Below are 16,107 nucleotides of genomic sequence, written 5' to 3'. Positions count from 1 at the left end.
ATGACCCCGGAAGAGCGAATTAATGCGTTGAGAAAAGAACTTCACGATCATAATTATCGCTATTACGTACTCGATGCACCTGTGATATCCGATTACGAATTTGATGTTAAACTCAAGGAATTACAAGCTCTTGAGGATGCACATCCCCAGTTTAAGGATCCCAGTTCTCCTACTATGAGAGTAGGGGGTGCCATTACCAAAAACTTCACTACAGTTACCCATGAACAAAGGATGTATTCTTTGGACAACTCCTATTCCAGGGAGGAATTGATGGATTGGGAAAAACGTGTGCATAGGATACTGGGGGGCACAGAAGTAGAATTTACCTGTGAATTAAAATACGACGGGGCTTCCATCAGTTTAACCTATGAAGATGGTCATTTGACCCAGGCGCTAACGAGAGGAGATGGTTTTCAGGGAGACGATGTAACTGCCAATGTAAAAACAATAAAATCGGTTCCCCTGAAATTGAGAGGGGATTATCCTTCAAAATTTGATATCCGGGGTGAGATCATCCTGCCCCTTGAGGGATTTAAGAAAATGAATGAAGAGCGTATTAAGAATGGTGATGATCCTTATATGAATCCAAGGAATACGGCTTCGGGCAGTCTGAAACTTCAGGACAGCGCTGCGGTAGCAGAAAGACCACTCGACTGCCTTTTGTATGCCCTGGTAGGAAGGGATCTGCCGGCTGAAACACATTTCAAACTCCTGGAAAAAGCAAGGGAATGGGGCTTTAAAATTCCACAGGAGGCAAAGCTCTGCAAGACTATGGACGATGTTTTGACTTTTCTCGACTATTGGGATTCCCACCGGCATGACCTGCCCTACGAAACCGATGGTGTTGTGATTAAGATAAATAATCTGCAACAACAGGAGGAACTGGGATATACGGCAAAATCTCCCCGCTGGGCTATAGCTTATAAATTTCAAACCGAACAGGCGATTTCTGTTCTTGAGAAAATTACATACCAGGTGGGAAGGACTGGGGCCATTACCCCGGTAGCCAATCTGGAACCTGTGCTTTTGGCGGGCACCACTGTAAAACGAGCTTCGCTCCACAATGCAGACCAGATCGCTAAACTCGATATTCGGGAAGGTGATACTGTATTTGTGGAAAAGGGAGGCGAGATCATACCAAAGATAGTTGGAGTTGATCTGTCTAAACGTCCTGAAAATTCAAAACCCACCACATACATCACCCATTGCCCGGAATGCCATACACTCCTCAGGCGACAAGAGGGGGAAGCGCAGCATTTCTGTCCAAATTCCACAGGGTGTCCGCCTCAAATTACTGGCAGGATTCAGCACTTTATCTCAAGAAAGGCTATGGACATTGATGGTCTGGGGGCTGAAACGGTTGAGTTGCTCTTCAAAGAAGGGCTCATTGAGAACTATGCCGATCTATATACGCTTACCAAGGAGCAGGTAATCCCCCTGGAGCGCATGGCTGAAAAGTCGGCCGAAAACCTTATTCAGGGGATAGCAGATTCGGTAAATATTCCTTTTGAACGCGTACTTTTTGCCCTTGGGATTCGCTATGTGGGAGAAACGGTTGCCAAAGTCCTTGCCAGGGCATTTAAAAATATTGATGCTCTTATGAATGCCACTCCCGAATCCCTCACACAGGTGAATGAAATCGGGGAGCGTATAGCGGATAGTGTGGTTTCATTTTTCAGAGAAGAAAAAAATAGAGAGATTGTGGAAGAACTCAGGAAACACGGGTTGAATTTCTCTCTTTCAGAAGCTCAGCTTGAGAATCAAACCGACTTGCTGAAAGGTAAGACCCTGGTAGTTTCCGGTGTTTTCGAAAACCTGGAACGAACCGAGTTAAAAAAACTGATAGAGGACAATGGGGGGAAGGTGAGTTCTTCTATTTCTTCTAAAACTTCCTATCTGGTTGCTGGGAATAATATGGGCCCGAGCAAAAGAAGCAAGGCAGAAACCCTGGGGGTGCCTATCATATCGGAATCAGAATTTCTCAGTTTAATAAAATAAACCTCCTTTGGGTTTAAGGAATTTGTAGGTTAGAAGGGCATCACTTTCCTGATGTTATTTCATATTGTGTTTGTGCATTTTCTTTCCAAGTGTTTTTAGTTTGGTATTACCGGGGACCAGCATTATGGATTCCCCAAAAGGTTCTTTTATGCTTCTTGTGCCTGTAAAAATGTTAAACTGCCAAAGAAAAAACCGAGTTCGGACGGTAAGGTAATAAGGGTTCTTTTCATCATTTGGTTTTTTTAAGTTCAGGTTGAAGTAGTAAGAAAGTACATTCTTTTATTGCCCTTGCCTATTTAGATACGAATCCATTAAATTTATACCTGAAGCCTGTTAAATAATTACCTGTTCAATACCTTGAAATACCTTAAAGACAAAAAAGAATTTGAAATTAGTCTGGACGCCGATCAACCACCCTTAAATTGGCCTGAGACCTTGCAATCTCTTTGGTGGGATGCGAAAGGGGACTGGGAGAGAGCACACGACATTGTTGACCAGCTGAATACCCCTGACGCTACCTGGATTCACGCGTATTTACACAGGAAAGAAGGGGATATATGGAATGCCGGTTATTGGTATAACCGTGCAGGGAGACCAAAGTCCTTAAAATCCCTGGAGGAAGAATTTGCAGAAATTTTAGATTATATTCTTTTAGAGGGTTGATATTGATCAGGAGAAATTTGAGTCAGACCCTTCTCACTGCTAACCTAGACTGAAATAGAAATCCCTTCCCCTGTTTTTAGCTCAGACCCGTCAAAATGAAAATCGATTCGCCCCAGGTTAATTCCGTAACACCCCACCTGATTTATAAGTACCGGAAGGTCTTTTCGATTTTTACGGACCACCGGTTTATCTAGGAATGTATGCGTATGACCACCGATGATCAGGTCGATATCCTGAGTTTTTGAAGCAAGCAAAACATCACTCGCCAATTCAGGATTTCTGTATTCATAGCCCAGATGAGATAAGCAAATGACCAGATCACAATTTTTCTCCTCTTTCAGAATCCTGACCGTATCAATACTAATCTCAACCGGATCCAGGTATTTGGTTTCTTTGTAGAGTTTCTTTGTTACAAGACCATCCAGATTGATCCCCAGACCGAAAACCCCTACTTTGATCCCATCCACCTCAAAAACTTTATAGGGAGAGGTCATTCCATTTAATGCGGTATTAGTGAAGTCGTAATTGGCAGATAGAAAATCGAATTTAGCATAAGGAAGCTGAGCTAATAGTCCGTCTATCCCATTGTCAAAATCATGATTCCCCAAGGTTGCGGCATCGTATTTTAATCGACTCATCAACCTGAATTCCAGTTCACCTCCATAAAAATTAAAATAAGGGGTCCCCTGGAAGATATCGCCTGCATCGAGCAGTAATGTATTTGGATTTTCCTTCCTGATAGATGATATCAGAGACGCTCTCCGGGCAATCCCACCCATATCGGGAAAAGTCGCATGATCGGCTGGGAAGGGATCCAGATGGCTATGTACATCATTGGTGTGCAGAATGGTGATCGTTTTTTCTGTGGAAAGCGAACAACTGCTTAAAACAGATCCACCCACACTCATGTATCCGGCACCGGCTATGGAATTGAGAACAAAAGATCTGCGTTTCATAGGTTTTTTAATTGAATGAAACGATCATCTACCTCTGCACGTAGGGTGTCAACCGACTTGAAGTAGTCGATCATAGCGTTTCTGAGCAGGTAATTCAGGTCGTTTACCTCACTATTCTGCTTCAGGAATTCGGCATTCCCTCCACCTTCCAGGAGATAATTGATAGTGGCCAGATAATAGGTCTTTTCTTCATCTAACGGTTCCCCCTGAATTGTCACTTCATGAAGTCGACCTTCATGGTTAAGTACGATTTTGATACCACTTATAGGTTGTGGATTGTTTGATGCCATTAAATAATTTACCATTTCCCTCACTACGCGGCCCGAAATTTCAATGACCACTATATAATTTTCAAAGGGCATCACCTCGAAGGCAGTTCTTGCGGTGACATTGCCGGCGGAAATTACATTTCGAATGCCCCCGTAATTCATCAGAGCCATATCCACCTCTTTCCCTGTACGCATTTTAAAGATGGGTGATGCCTGCTTAAGAATGATGTCTGCCATTAGATTCCCTTGTGAAGAATTCAATTCACCATCTCTTTTGTCAATGTCTTCAGGTGCGAAAGCCAAAACACTGTCGAGTACCGTATTGATGCGTTGCCGATAGGGTTCTATAAAAGCTTCAACAGAATCATCAGCCACTAAGACGCTATCTATATGAAGTTGTTTTCCGGAAATCGATTGAAGATGAGAAGGCTTATCGACACAGGAAAATAAAAAGGAAATTGTTACAAATAAAACAAAATGTTTCATATTTAAACAAGCTAAAGCTACTAACTTTACCCCGGTTATTGCAGGGAGAATAATTACCTTTGTGAAAAGCCAAAGATAGATGTTTTTACAGGCACTTAAGGAGAAATTTAAGCACAAATCCGGGGAAAAATACCTGAAAAACGAGCTTCTGTCAGTTCCTGAATCGACGAAAACAGATAAAGGTCTTCATAGAGTAGGTGTAATTGTAGACCTTGATAATTTTCCTAACTCAGATCTTTTCTATCAACTAATAGATCATTTGCAATTAAGGCCTAACGCAGTTAAGATAATGGGATACAGGGCATATTATGACAAGAATTCTCCTTATTCAACTCCGGTATTTTCAGATAAAGATCTGGGCTGGGGCGGGGCTGTTGAAAATAGTTACGCTTTGGAATTCCTGAGCAAAGAGTACGACCTGCTGTTGAATTATTACACTCAGGACACCTTGATTTTAAAATTGATGACGGTAAAAACAAGAGCTAGGATCAAAGTGGGTTTTGCAGAGCTGGATTCCAATCTCAATGATTTGATTATCCAGTCACCCATGAAGGATTTTGAAACTTATAAAACGGAATTAAAGAAATATTTAAAGGTAATGCGCGAATTGTGAAAATGGAACAACTTTACGGAACTGGTGTGGCCCTGGTTACTCCTTTTAAGAAGGACGGATCACTTGATCTGGACGCACTCAAAAGAGTGGTGCGACACTCTATTGAAGGCGGAGTTGATTATTTGGTGGTGCTGGGTACTACCGGGGAATCTGTCACCCTGACAAAAGAGGAGAAAAAGAAAGTTGTTGAAACTGTAATTCTAGAAAACAATGGCCGACTCCCGTTGGTGGTCGGCATCGGAGGAAATAATACAAGCGCAGTTGCAGAAGAACTAAAGTCTACAGATCTCTCCCCCTTTGACGCCGTTTTGTCAGTATCGCCTTATTACAACAAACCTACACAGGAAGGGATCTTTCAACACTACAAAGTTCTGTCTTCGGCTTCTTCCAAACCCATAATCCTGTACAATGTACCCGGGAGAACAGGGAGTAATATATTGCCCTCAACAGTTGTGAGGATTGCAGAATCCTGCCCCAATGTTATCGGAATAAAAGAGGCCTGTGGGGATATTGAGCAGATTAAGAAATTGATCAGGGAGGTGCCGGACGGGTTTTACGTCATCTCCGGAGACGATATTACAGCCCTTCCCACTGTAATTGAAGGTGGTATAGGGGTGATCTCCGTGCTCGGACAGGGAATGCCATCGGAGATGTCCAAAATGATCAGATACGGCCTAAACGGCGAGTATGACAATGCATATCAATTGCATAACGCATTGTCACCGGGGATGGGTCTTATTTTTGAAGAAGGGAACCCGGCAGGTATTAAAGCGATTTTTGAAAGTCTTGGGATTTCAACAGCCTCAGTGCGACTTCCCCTGGTTGAAGCTTCACCCGAACTTAAATCCAAAATCGCTGCTTTTGTCCAATCATTTGCTATTCCAATTTAAATCAAATTCGTTAAAAGTTCCTCAAAACCTGCTATTTAGACCGGGATTCGGTTTATGTTTGTGATGAAGAATTAGTTTTATATTCCAACTGGAATCCGTAATTTTGCAAAATGTTTTTTAAGCTCCGTAGTATTTTACCCCTTGCCATGATAGCTATGCTGGCCATCTCCTGTAATGAGTATCAGAAAGTACTCAAGAATGAAGATGTAAAGGCCAAGTATGACCTTGCCGAAAAGTATTACGAGGAAAAAGATTACAAGCGGGCCAATCGCCTGTTTGAACAGATAGCCCCTAAATACGTTGGGAAACCACAGGGAGAACGAGTGTTGTTCTTTCTTGCTGATACCTACTTTCAGATTGAGAATTACAATTTTGCCGGCTATCAGTTTGAAAGATTTTTGAAGTCGTATCCCAAAAGTGACAAAGCGGCTGAAGCTTCATTTCTGGGAGCGAAAAGCTACTATATGCTGTCTCCCCGATACTCTTTGGACCAGACAGATACAGATAAAGCCCTGGTGAAACTGCAGAATTTTATCAACTCTTATCCTGAGTCAGAGTTTATGCCTGAAGCGAATACCATGGCCCGGGAACTTACTACCAAAAAGGAAAAGAAAGCATTTGAGATAGCCAAGCAATTTACAAAGCTTGGAAACTCCTATATACTTGATTACAGCATCTCAGCGGTTGCAGCTCTCGATAATTTTGTTTCAGATTACCCTGGTACAATTTTCAGGGAAGAAGCATTTTACCTTAAATTAGTGGCCACGGCAAATCTTGCCTTGAACAGTACTGAGAATAGAAAACAAGAACGGCTGGAAACAGCAGAAACCGCTTACAATAATTTACTGAAGTATTATCCACAGACCAGTTTTCTCAAAAAGGCGGATGATTTGTACGAGAAAATTAATGAACAACTATCAGAATATAAAGCTCAAGAAATTACATCGAAATGAATATGAATGACTTAAAAAACACCAAAGCTCCTGTTTCTACGGTTACGATCAACAGAAATGAATTTGATGAAAAAACCGATAACATTTACGAAGCGATTTCCATCACGGCAAAACGAGCTATTCAGATTAATTCAGAGATCAAAAAAGAATTACTCGAAAAGTTAGAGGAGTTTGCTACCTATAGTGATAGTTTAGAGGAGGTTTTCGAAAACAAGGAACAAATAGAAGTTTCCAAGTTCTATGAAAAATTACCTAAACCACACGCCATGGCCATCACGGAATGGTTGGAAGACAAAATTTACCACAGAAATACGGAGAAAGACGATCAGTAGATGTTAGAAGGCAAAAAGGTCCTTTTGGGAATTACCGGAGGTATTGCCGCCTACAAAACTGCATTTCTTGTCAGATTACTTATTAAAGCCGGCGCTGAAGTTAAAGTCATTTTAACTGAAAGCGCCGCTTCTTTTGTTACTCCCCTCACTCTGGCCACCTTGTCGAAAAACCCGGTTCATCTCGATTTTATTAAAGAAGATGAAGGAACGGTTAACTGGGACAACCATGTAGAACTGGGATTATGGGCCGACCTGATGCTTATTGCTCCTGCGACAGCAAACACTCTTTCTAAAATGGCCAACGGAGTTTGTGACAACCTCTTAATGGCGACTTACCTCTCCGCAAAATGCCCTGTTTACTTTGCGCCAGCCATGGATTTGGATATGTACCGGCATCCTACCACCAAAACGAGTATTGAAAAATTGGAATCCTTCGGAAATATTTTAATCCCCGTGGCAAGTGGGGAATTGGCCAGTGGTCTGGAAGGCGAAGGCCGAATGGAAGAACCTGAGAAAATCGTCGAGCTTGTTCAAAAACATATGCGCAAAGGCCTGCCTCTGGAAGGCAAAAACGTCCTGATCACAGCGGGGCCCACTTATGAAGCCATTGATCCCGTTCGTTACATAGGCAACTATTCTACTGGACTGATGGGTGTGGAACTCGCAAGGAAGGCGGCTGCTCTGGGAGCTGAGGTGAATCTCGTTCTGGGCCCTTCCTCTCTGGTGATAAATAGTCCATTTATTACCCTGCATAGAGTAACCAGCGCCGACGAGATGTATAAGGCAGCAATCGGGGTTTACGAAACGTCTGATGTCGTCATTGCTGCCGCCGCTGTAGCCGATTACAAGCCAAAGACGACTGCCCCGGAGAAGATCAAGAAAAAATCGGATGTGCTTACCCTCGAACTGGTAAAGAATCAGGATATCCTTCAAACTCTTGGAAAGTCTAAGAAAAGTCAGTTTCTGGTGGGCTTTGCCCTGGAAACAGAAAATGAATTGTCAAATGCACTTACAAAGCTTAAGAAAAAGAATCTGGATGCTATTGTACTAAACTCTTTGAAGGATAAAGGAGCTGGTTTTGGAGGAGTGACTAACAAAGTCACCTTTATAGACAAGAATTCCTCAATAAAATCGTTTGATGTAAAGACCAAAGCGGAAGTTGCTGCGGATATCTGGAAAGAAATTATTGATCGCCTTCATGCGTAGTATTGTTATACTTGTTGTATTGTTTTTAAGCTCCATGAATTTAGCAGCTCAGGAACTCAACTGTGTAGTTACTGTAAATTCAGATCAGGTGGGGCAAACCAACCAGCAGATATTTCGTACTCTGGAACGCTCCCTGAATGATTTTGTCAACAGGAATAAATGGACCAACAGGGTTTACAAAGAAAATGAGAGGGTAAATGCCAGGATGTTTATCACTGTAACGAAATTCGAATCAAACAGGTTTGAAGCCAACATTCAGATTCAGTCTTCGAGACCAGTGTTTAATACTACTTACGAAAGCCCGGTGTTTAACTATAAAGACAACCAGTTCAATTTTGAGTATATCGAATTTCAGCCCCTGATCTACAATCCCAATGTATTCAATTCGAACCTTGTAGGAGTGATTGCTTATTACGTTTATATTGTCCTGGGGCTCGATGCTGACACCTATGCCCTCGAAGGAGGCACAGAATATTTTAAGGAAGCTCAAAAAATTGTAACACAGGCTCAGGGAAGTAATTTTGGAGGCTGGAACCAGTCGGCCACCGATAACCGCACACGCTTTGTCCTGGTCGACAATCTCCTGTCAAATACGTTCAGGGAGTATCGTATCGCCATGTATAATTATCACCGCAAGGGGCTCGATATTCTTGGAGATAATAACAGTACGGGGAAGCAGGTCATTTCCGGTTCGATGCGGTTGTTTGAAACGCTGATTCAGCGAAGACCTAATGCTTTTCTGATTCAGACTTTTTTCGATGCAAAGTCGGAAGAGATCCTCAATGTTTTTTCCGATGGACCCAAGGTAGATATTGTGGCCCTCAAAACCAGCCTTAATAAAGTCGCACCCTTCTATTCCTCTACCTGGAATCAAATAAAATATTGAGAACCCTCATTTTTTCATAGCACATATTCGGTTATCTTTACCGTAGATTTAATACCGAAGACATTGCTGACCCATCTCACTATAAAAAATTACGCTCTTATCGATGATCTGTCGGTTGACTTTGATCGCGGTTTTAGTACTATTACGGGCGAAACAGGGGCGGGAAAATCTATTTTTTTAGGAGGATTATCATTGGTACTGGGAAAAAGGGCCGACCTCAGTACACTGAGGAACAAAGAGAAAAAGTGTACAATTGAAGCTGAGTTTCAAATCGAACAATACAATTTAAAATCCCTTTTTCAACAACACGACCTTGAATACGACCCATTAACTATTCTGAGACGGGAGATCCAGCCAAGCGGTAAATCAAGGGCTTTTATCAATGATTCTCCGGTTACCCTTGACATCCTTTCAGCCCTTGGGCAGCGCCTTATCGATATTCATTCACAGCACCAAACTCTTGAACTGACAGAAAATGAATTTCAGTTAAAGGTGATCGATGCCTTAGCGGATAATAAAGAGCTACTTGCAGAGTACAGGGCCGGTTTATCAACATATCATTCAGCAAAAAGAAAGCTTGAAGCCTTAGTACAAATGCAGGCTGAGGCGGAAAAGGAGCAGGATTACAACAATTTCCTTTTTAATGAGTTGGCTAATGCTCCATTGCAAAACGGAATACTTGAAGAATTGGAATCGACCTATGAAGAACTCAGTAATGTTGAAAGTATTCTTGAGCAGTTGTCTGGTAGCCATCAGATTTTAACTCACGAGGAAATGGGTGTTCAGACATCCTTAACCAGCCTCAGGGGTAGTATAGGGAAACTGGAAAGCTATGGCGCAGCTTACTCCGAACTTTCAAAAAGAATACAGTCTGTATTCCTGGAAATAGACGATATAGTTGCAGAAATAGAATCCCTCCAGGATAAAGTAGTCCCCAATCCCGGTTTACTTGAGGAGGTGAATGAAAAACTTCAGTTGCTGTATTCATTACAAAAGAAACACAGTGTCTCTACTGTTGAAGAACTTTTAAAAATAAAGGAAGAACTGGAAGCCAGGATTATGCAGACGGAAAACCTGGAAGCGGATATAGCAGGTCAGCAGAAACTATTGGAGCAGACAGAAAGAGAATTGGAAGGCCTTTCGAAGCAACTTAACAAAAGACGGAATTCGATTATCCCTCAATTAAAGGAAAAACTGGAAACCGCCCTGAAGGATTTGGGTATGCCCAATGCCAGTTTCAAAATAGAACTGGAGGAGGGTAGCGATTTTACAAATACGGGGAGAGACAAGCTTATTTTTGAATTCTCTGCCAACAGGGGAGGGGATTATGGTTCCCTGAAAAAGAATGCTTCGGGAGGGGAACTTTCGAGGATCATGCTTATCATCAAATCCATTCTGGCTCAATACGAACAATTACCAACAATAATGTTTGATGAGATAGATACCGGCGTATCGGGTGAGATATCCAACAAAATGGGGGCAATCATGCAAAAAATGTCTGCGAATATGCAGGTTTTTTCCATCACACATTTACCTCAGGTAGCTTCCAAGGGGGATCACCATTACAAGGTATTTAAAGAAGATGACGGGAGACAGACAAGTACGAGAATGGTGAAGCTGGATGCCGAGGATCGGGTTGTAGAGTTGGCTGAGATGCTGGGGGGCAAGGCATTGTCAGACTCGGCGATGGCCCATGCTAAACAACTTCTTAATTAAGAATAAATTAAATATATTTAGAAGAATAAACCTAAGATAACTACTATGGGATACAACTTACTCAAGGGAAAAAAAGGGATCATTTTTGGAGCACTGGATGAGAATTCCATCGCCTGGAAAACAGCGGAACGAGTGCATGAGGAAGGCGGCAGTTTTGTACTGACCAATGCCCCGATTGCCATGAGAATGGGACAAATCAATGAACTGGCAAAAAAGACAAATTCTGAGATCATACCTGCCGATGCAACTAATGAAGAGGATCTGGCTAATCTGGTAGCAAAATCAACAGAGATTTTAGGTGGGAAACTCGATTTTGTCCTACATTCAATAGGTATGTCAGTAAATGTTCGAAAAGGCCGACAATACACGGATGAAAAATATGACTTCACTACAAAGGGCTGGGACGTATCCGCTTTGTCTTTTCACAAGGTGATGCAAAGCTTATACCAGGCTGATGCTATGAATGAATGGGGTAGTATTGTAGCTCTTACATATATGGCTGCACAACGCACCTTCCCGGATTACAATGATATGGCTGATAATAAAGCCTATCTGGAATCCGTGGCACGTAGTTTTGGCTATTTCTTTGGCAAGGAAAAGAAGGTAAGGGTAAATACCATTTCTCAATCTCCTACCCCAACAACAGCAGGGCAGGGGGTAAAAGGATTTGACGGATTTATCGCTTATGCCGAGAAAATGTCTCCATTGGGGAATGCTTCGGCCCTTGATTGTGCCAATTATACGATTTCCCTGTTTTCTGATCTAACCAGGAAGGTAACCATGCAAAATCTCTTTCATGACGGCGGATTTTCGATGACGGGTGTGAGTCAGGAGGTAATTGAAAAATTCACTGATCAGGATTGATAATACAGGCTACAGCTAAACAGGGCCATCCCGGAACAGGATGGCCTTTCTTTTAAAAATTTCCGATGGAACCCTTTTTCTCATTGATCATTCCGGTTTATAACAGACCCGAAGAAATAAAAGAACTTCTGCAGAGTCTCGATACGCAGACCTACGACCAGAAGTACGAAATTGTGATTGTGGAAGATGGTTCTCAGAAACGCTCGGAAGAAATTGCAGATTCTTTCCAGGGAAAATTAAATATTCAATATTACTTCAAGGAGAACAGCGGTCCGGGGGATTCCAGGAACTTCGGCATGAAGAAGGCGAAAGGGAATTATTATATTATTCTCGACTCAGACTGTCTGCTTCCGCCCGAATATCTTAGGGTGGTACACACTTCCCTTAAAGAAAATTATGTCGATTTCTTTGGAGGGCCGGATACAGCACATCCTGATTTTACGCCCACCCAGAAAGCTATTAACTATGCCATGACTTCCATATTGACAACAGGCGGCATTAGAGGGAATAAAAAAGCTACCGGAAAATTCCAGCCAAGGAGTTTTAATATGGGTATTTCAAGAGAAGCTTTTGAAAAGTCGGGAGGCTTTGGCAAAATACATCCCGGAGAAGATCCGGATCTCACAATCAGGCTCTGGAAACTCGGATTTCAATCAAAACTGATTCCGGAGGCAAAAGTCTATCATAAAAGAAGGATCGATTTTAATAAATTCTACATTCAGGTAAAGAAATTTGGAATGGTAAGGCCAATTCTCAATTCGTGGCACCGGGGTACGGCACGACTTACCTATTGGCTGCCAACATTTTTCTCTATTGGTATGCTGGTTGCCCTGGTGCTGGCTGCACTTGGATATTACTGGTTTCTCTATTTATACCTGTTTTACTTTGCAGTGGTTCTGATAGATTCCTGGTATAGAAACAGATCTGTCTCTATTGCCTTACTTTCCATGTTTGCAGTATGTATTCAGTTTCTTGCATATGGACTGGGTTTTTTTAAATCGACATTCTTACTTACTTTTAGTAGAAAGAAACCTCAGGAACTATTTCCCGCCTTATTTTTTAAAGAATAATCATGACCGCAAAAAAAGCCTTGAAAGGAGCTACTAAACGCAAAGTAAAGGTTTTTGTAATCCTGTTAATCTGTTCTTTTGGCGCCTGGCTTATCAGTCAGCTGTCCGAAACCTATACCGAAAGGATCACTTTTGAACTAAGCTTTATAAATGCACCGGATTCACTTTTGTTGATGAACGCTTCTGAAAAGGAAATTACCCTGAGTGTACGCGGGAGTGGATGGCAATTCCTCAGTTCGCGTTTTACCTCAGGAAAATTGCCGATTGATCTCAGCAAAGTGTCCTACGGGGGGCAGGGATACTTTCTCCCAAATCAGGACTATAGGGATCAGATAGCGGCTGCATTGCCCGAGAATATGACTGTTGTCCAAATGGGGGATGACACCCTTTTTCTCAATTTCTCCCGACTTGTGAGTAAAAAAATCCCGGTACATCCCAATGTGGGAATACAACTGGCGCAAAATTACCTCCTCGACGGCCCTTTAAAATTAGTACCCGATTCTGTAGTATTGACCGGTCCCGAACAAGAACTGGATACCCTTGAAAGGATATATACAGAACAAACAGAACTGACAGAAATTGACGATAGCTTTACAAGAACACTGAAATTGGTACAACCGGAATCTCTTACAAATACGCGGTTTGATGTTCAGGAAATTCAGCTGTCCGCAGAAGTATTCAGATTTTCTGAAAAGATATTTGAAGTAACTGTAGAAGTAATTAACCTGCCGGAGGGTACCCAGATAAGGACGTTTCCCAATAGTGTGGAGGTGCTTTGCAAAGCACGGCTGGAGGTACTAAAGGATTTAACAGCAGCTGATTTCAGGGCGATAGCAGACCTTGAGGATGTACAGGAAAATTCTGCTTTCCTGCCTGTACATCTGGTGGAGCAACCGGAGGGGATTCCAAGTTCACAACTGTTACAGGACCGTGTAGAATTTATCTTAAAGCGAGAATGAAAAAGGTTGGACTCACAGGGGGAATGGGGAGTGGCAAAACTACGGTTGCTAAGATGTTTAAAGAGCTCGGTATCCCGGTATACAATTCGGATTTGGAAGCTCGCAGAATCATGAATGAAAATACTGAAGTCAGGAAGGCAGTAAAGGCTCTTTTTGGAGATAATGCCTATGAGAATGATCAACTCAACCGAGCATTTATTGCCAACAAGGTTTTTGGAAATAGTGCTTTATTAGAAGAATTAAATAAGGTTGTTCATCCGGCAGTAAGAAAAGACTTCAGAGATTGGGCAGCCCGTCAATCGGCACCTTATGTGATACAGGAGGCAGCTATCCTTTTTGAAAGCGGAGGACATGAACTTTTTGATCATATGATTCTGGTAACGGCTCCAAAAAAAACCAGGATAATCCGAATTAAACAAAGGGATCAGCTTTCGGAAAAAGACATTCTCGAGCGCATGAAGCATCAATGGTCGGAAAAAAGGAAAAAGGCTTTGGCCGACTTTGTGATCCACAATTCGGACCTAATGGGTACTAACAAGAAGGTCAGGAAAATCCACGAAGAATTAATTAAGACCAGGGTTAAGCAATAATTTTAACATTTTTGTTAAGGTTAGGTTAAACAGCCAATCCCCTAAATGTTAAATTTTTAATTTTACGGCAAAATGAATAAGCGATTATTTGTTTTTCTTGTTATCCTGATGAGCTTGTCTCTTGTAGGGATCATCTCAGTACAGTTGTACTGGATTAAGCGGTCGGTAGATGACAAAGAAGAACAGTTCTCAAATGCGATAGCAGAGGTCCTCAATCGGGTTACTGACAAGATTGAAGAGAGGGAGATGAGGGATTACTCCTATAGGTTCCTCAGCCTGAAGGATAGTTTAGGGGAGGTCAAGAGTTCGCATCTCAGCAATATATTTTTTATTGACAGGGATATTAATTCGAATGAAATCCTCTTCTACTCACATGGTATCTTAGAAGAGGACTACAATATAGCTTCGACGTTCTTTGACAATGCTACGGGCGATAGTACCCAGCTGAAAAATGTTACCAGTAAGCGTACCCAAACCATATTTAAAGAAGAGTATAGTCTGGATGGAAAGGATTATAAGCTTAACCCAATCCAGAAACTTGAAAAAATTGGAGGATTGTCAAGTGTTGACAAGGCGGTATTTAATGATATTTTCAGGGAATATGCAGAACGTGAGCCCGTACACAAAAGAGTATCGAAACAGGAGATTGAACTTCTATTAAATCAGGAGTTGATTAACATGGCCATCGATACTGATTTTCAGTATGGTATTTACAGTAAGGGACTACCTACCAAGGTGAAATCCAGGCGATTCAGATTTGGGGAATCTACGGTGTACAAGGCACCTATTTTTAAGAATAGCGAGGGTAGTAGTGATTTTGCATTACTGCTTACTTTCCCTAAAAAGAAGAAATTTCTCTTGCAATCGGTGATGGGAATGGCTTTTCTGTCATTATTATTCACTTTGGTAATAGTTATTGCTTATTCAAGCGCGATTTATCAGCTGATCCGGCAAAAACAGATTTCTGAGATCAAATCGGATTTTATCAATAATATGACCCATGAATTCAAGACGCCAATTGCAACTATAAATCTTGCAGTAGAAGCGATTAGAAATCCGAAGATCATTGGGGACCAGGAAAAGGTGATGAGGTATTTGCAGATGATTCGCGATGAGAACAAAAGAATGCACGCTCAGGTTGAAAATGTATTGAGAATATCAAAGCTTGAAAGAAATCAATTGGATATTTCTAAAGACCGGGTTAAGGTACACGATCTCATCCATAAGGCCATTTCTCATGTAGAGCTTATCGTTCTTGACAGGGGAGGGTATATTAATACGCATCTGGATGCTGAAAGAGATGAGATACTGGCTAATGACATGCATTTTGGGAATGTACTGGTCAATATTCTGGACAATGCCATCAAATATTCTCCGGAAGCACCTAAAATTGATATCTATACCGAGCTTGCAAATAATTATATGATCATAAAAATTCAGGACCAGGGTGCGGGAATGAGTAAGGCAGTGCTTAAAAAGGTATTTGAAAAATTTTACCGGGAACATACCGGTGACATACACAACGTTAAAGGACACGGGCTGGGATTAGCCTATGTAAAAAAAATAGTGGAAGACCATCAGGGCGAGGTTTATGCGGAAAGTGAAAAAGGAAAAGGAAGCACTTTCTACATTAAAATGCCTTTAATATAAAATACT

General features: G+C 41.8%; 16 protein-coding genes. 14 read left to right on the top strand and 2 right to left on the bottom strand.

What is annotated here, in order from left to right; genetic code table 11:
• Entirely contained in the window at window positions 1-1,998 is a 1,998-nt protein-coding gene (gene ligA / locus AB8P51_RS14640) for an NAD-dependent DNA ligase LigA (protein WP_369749613.1), read from the top strand.
• Between the two features lie 357 nt (window positions 1,999-2,355).
• The gene (locus AB8P51_RS14635; protein ID WP_369749612.1) at window positions 2,356-2,661 is read left to right on the top strand and encodes a hypothetical protein; all 306 of its coding nucleotides are present in this window, start codon (window positions 2,356-2,358) and stop codon (window positions 2,659-2,661) included.
• Window positions 2,662-2,705: 44 nt separating this feature from the next.
• On the opposite strand, the gene AB8P51_RS14630 is transcribed toward AB8P51_RS14635, so the two are convergent.
• Together AB8P51_RS14630 and AB8P51_RS14625 are read right to left on the bottom strand one after the other, a co-directional pair.
• The gene (locus tag AB8P51_RS14630; RefSeq protein ID WP_369749611.1) at window positions 2,706-3,617 is read right to left on the bottom strand and encodes a bifunctional UDP-sugar hydrolase/5'-nucleotidase; all 912 of its coding nucleotides are present in this window, start codon (window positions 3,615-3,617) and stop codon (window positions 2,706-2,708) included.
• Complete coding sequence (locus tag AB8P51_RS14625) at window positions 3,614-4,372, bottom strand: 5'-nucleotidase C-terminal domain-containing protein (protein ID WP_369749610.1); 759 nt, start codon at window positions 4,370-4,372, stop codon at window positions 3,614-3,616. Before AB8P51_RS14625 ends, AB8P51_RS14630 begins: the two co-directional genes overlap by 4 nt.
• A 79-nt stretch (window positions 4,373-4,451) precedes the next feature.
• Here AB8P51_RS14625 and AB8P51_RS14620 point away from each other — a divergent pair, with 79 nt between their 5' ends.
• The 12 genes from AB8P51_RS14620 to AB8P51_RS14565 all read left to right on the top strand — a co-directional run bounded on the left by AB8P51_RS14620 (window position 4,452) and on the right by AB8P51_RS14565 (window position 16,101).
• Window positions 4,452-4,985 carry a hypothetical protein gene (locus AB8P51_RS14620; RefSeq protein ID WP_369749609.1) on the top strand — a complete coding sequence of 178 codons (534 nt, stop codon included), beginning with the start codon at window positions 4,452-4,454 and terminating at the stop codon, window positions 4,983-4,985.
• A 2-nt stretch (window positions 4,986-4,987) separates the two neighbouring features.
• A complete protein-coding gene (dapA, locus tag AB8P51_RS14615) occupies window positions 4,988-5,875 on the top strand; it encodes a 4-hydroxy-tetrahydrodipicolinate synthase (RefSeq protein ID WP_369749608.1) in 888 nt (295 codons plus the stop codon).
• Between the two features lie 110 nt (window positions 5,876-5,985).
• The gene (locus tag AB8P51_RS14610) at window positions 5,986-6,828 is read left to right on the top strand and encodes an outer membrane protein assembly factor BamD (RefSeq protein ID WP_369749606.1); all 843 of its coding nucleotides are present in this window, start codon (window positions 5,986-5,988) and stop codon (window positions 6,826-6,828) included.
• On the top strand, window positions 6,825-7,160 hold the full coding sequence (locus AB8P51_RS14605) for a DNA-directed RNA polymerase subunit omega (RefSeq protein WP_369749605.1): 336 nt from the start codon (window positions 6,825-6,827) through the stop codon (window positions 7,158-7,160). Before AB8P51_RS14610 ends, AB8P51_RS14605 begins: the two co-directional genes overlap by 4 nt.
• Window positions 7,161-8,366 (top strand): bifunctional phosphopantothenoylcysteine decarboxylase/phosphopantothenate--cysteine ligase CoaBC, encoded by a 1,206-nt coding sequence (gene coaBC / locus AB8P51_RS14600; protein WP_369749604.1) that lies wholly within the window; start codon window positions 7,161-7,163, stop codon window positions 8,364-8,366. It begins immediately after the preceding gene.
• Between the two features lie 34 nt (window positions 8,367-8,400).
• Window positions 8,401-9,252 carry a DUF4835 family protein gene (locus AB8P51_RS14595; RefSeq protein WP_369749603.1) on the top strand — a complete coding sequence of 284 codons (852 nt, stop codon included), beginning with the start codon at window positions 8,401-8,403 and terminating at the stop codon, window positions 9,250-9,252.
• A gap of 63 nt (window positions 9,253-9,315) precedes the next feature.
• Entirely contained in the window at window positions 9,316-10,968 is a 1,653-nt protein-coding gene (gene recN, locus AB8P51_RS14590; RefSeq protein WP_369749602.1) for a DNA repair protein RecN, read from the top strand.
• A gap of 45 nt (window positions 10,969-11,013) precedes the next feature.
• The gene (locus AB8P51_RS14585) at window positions 11,014-11,832 is read left to right on the top strand and encodes an enoyl-ACP reductase (RefSeq protein ID WP_369749601.1); all 819 of its coding nucleotides are present in this window, start codon (window positions 11,014-11,016) and stop codon (window positions 11,830-11,832) included.
• A gap of 65 nt (window positions 11,833-11,897) precedes the next feature.
• The gene (locus tag AB8P51_RS14580; RefSeq protein WP_369749600.1) at window positions 11,898-12,902 is read left to right on the top strand and encodes a glycosyltransferase family 2 protein; all 1,005 of its coding nucleotides are present in this window, start codon (window positions 11,898-11,900) and stop codon (window positions 12,900-12,902) included.
• A 2-nt stretch (window positions 12,903-12,904) separates the two neighbouring features.
• Window positions 12,905-13,861 carry a YbbR-like domain-containing protein gene (locus AB8P51_RS14575; protein ID WP_369749599.1) on the top strand — a complete coding sequence of 319 codons (957 nt, stop codon included), beginning with the start codon at window positions 12,905-12,907 and terminating at the stop codon, window positions 13,859-13,861.
• Window positions 13,858-14,451 (top strand): dephospho-CoA kinase, encoded by a 594-nt coding sequence (gene coaE / locus AB8P51_RS14570; protein ID WP_369749598.1) that lies wholly within the window; start codon window positions 13,858-13,860, stop codon window positions 14,449-14,451. Before AB8P51_RS14575 ends, coaE begins: the two co-directional genes overlap by 4 nt.
• Before the next feature lie 72 nt (window positions 14,452-14,523).
• Entirely contained in the window at window positions 14,524-16,101 is a 1,578-nt protein-coding gene (locus AB8P51_RS14565; RefSeq protein ID WP_369749597.1) for a sensor histidine kinase, read from the top strand.
• Window positions 16,102-16,107 lie beyond the last annotated feature (6 nt).

Source organism: Muriicola sp. SD30 (assembly GCF_041205185.1).
Taxonomy (GTDB): Bacteria; Bacteroidota; Bacteroidia; order Flavobacteriales; family Flavobacteriaceae; genus Muriicola.
This window is presented reverse-complemented; position numbering and strand designations above follow the sequence as displayed.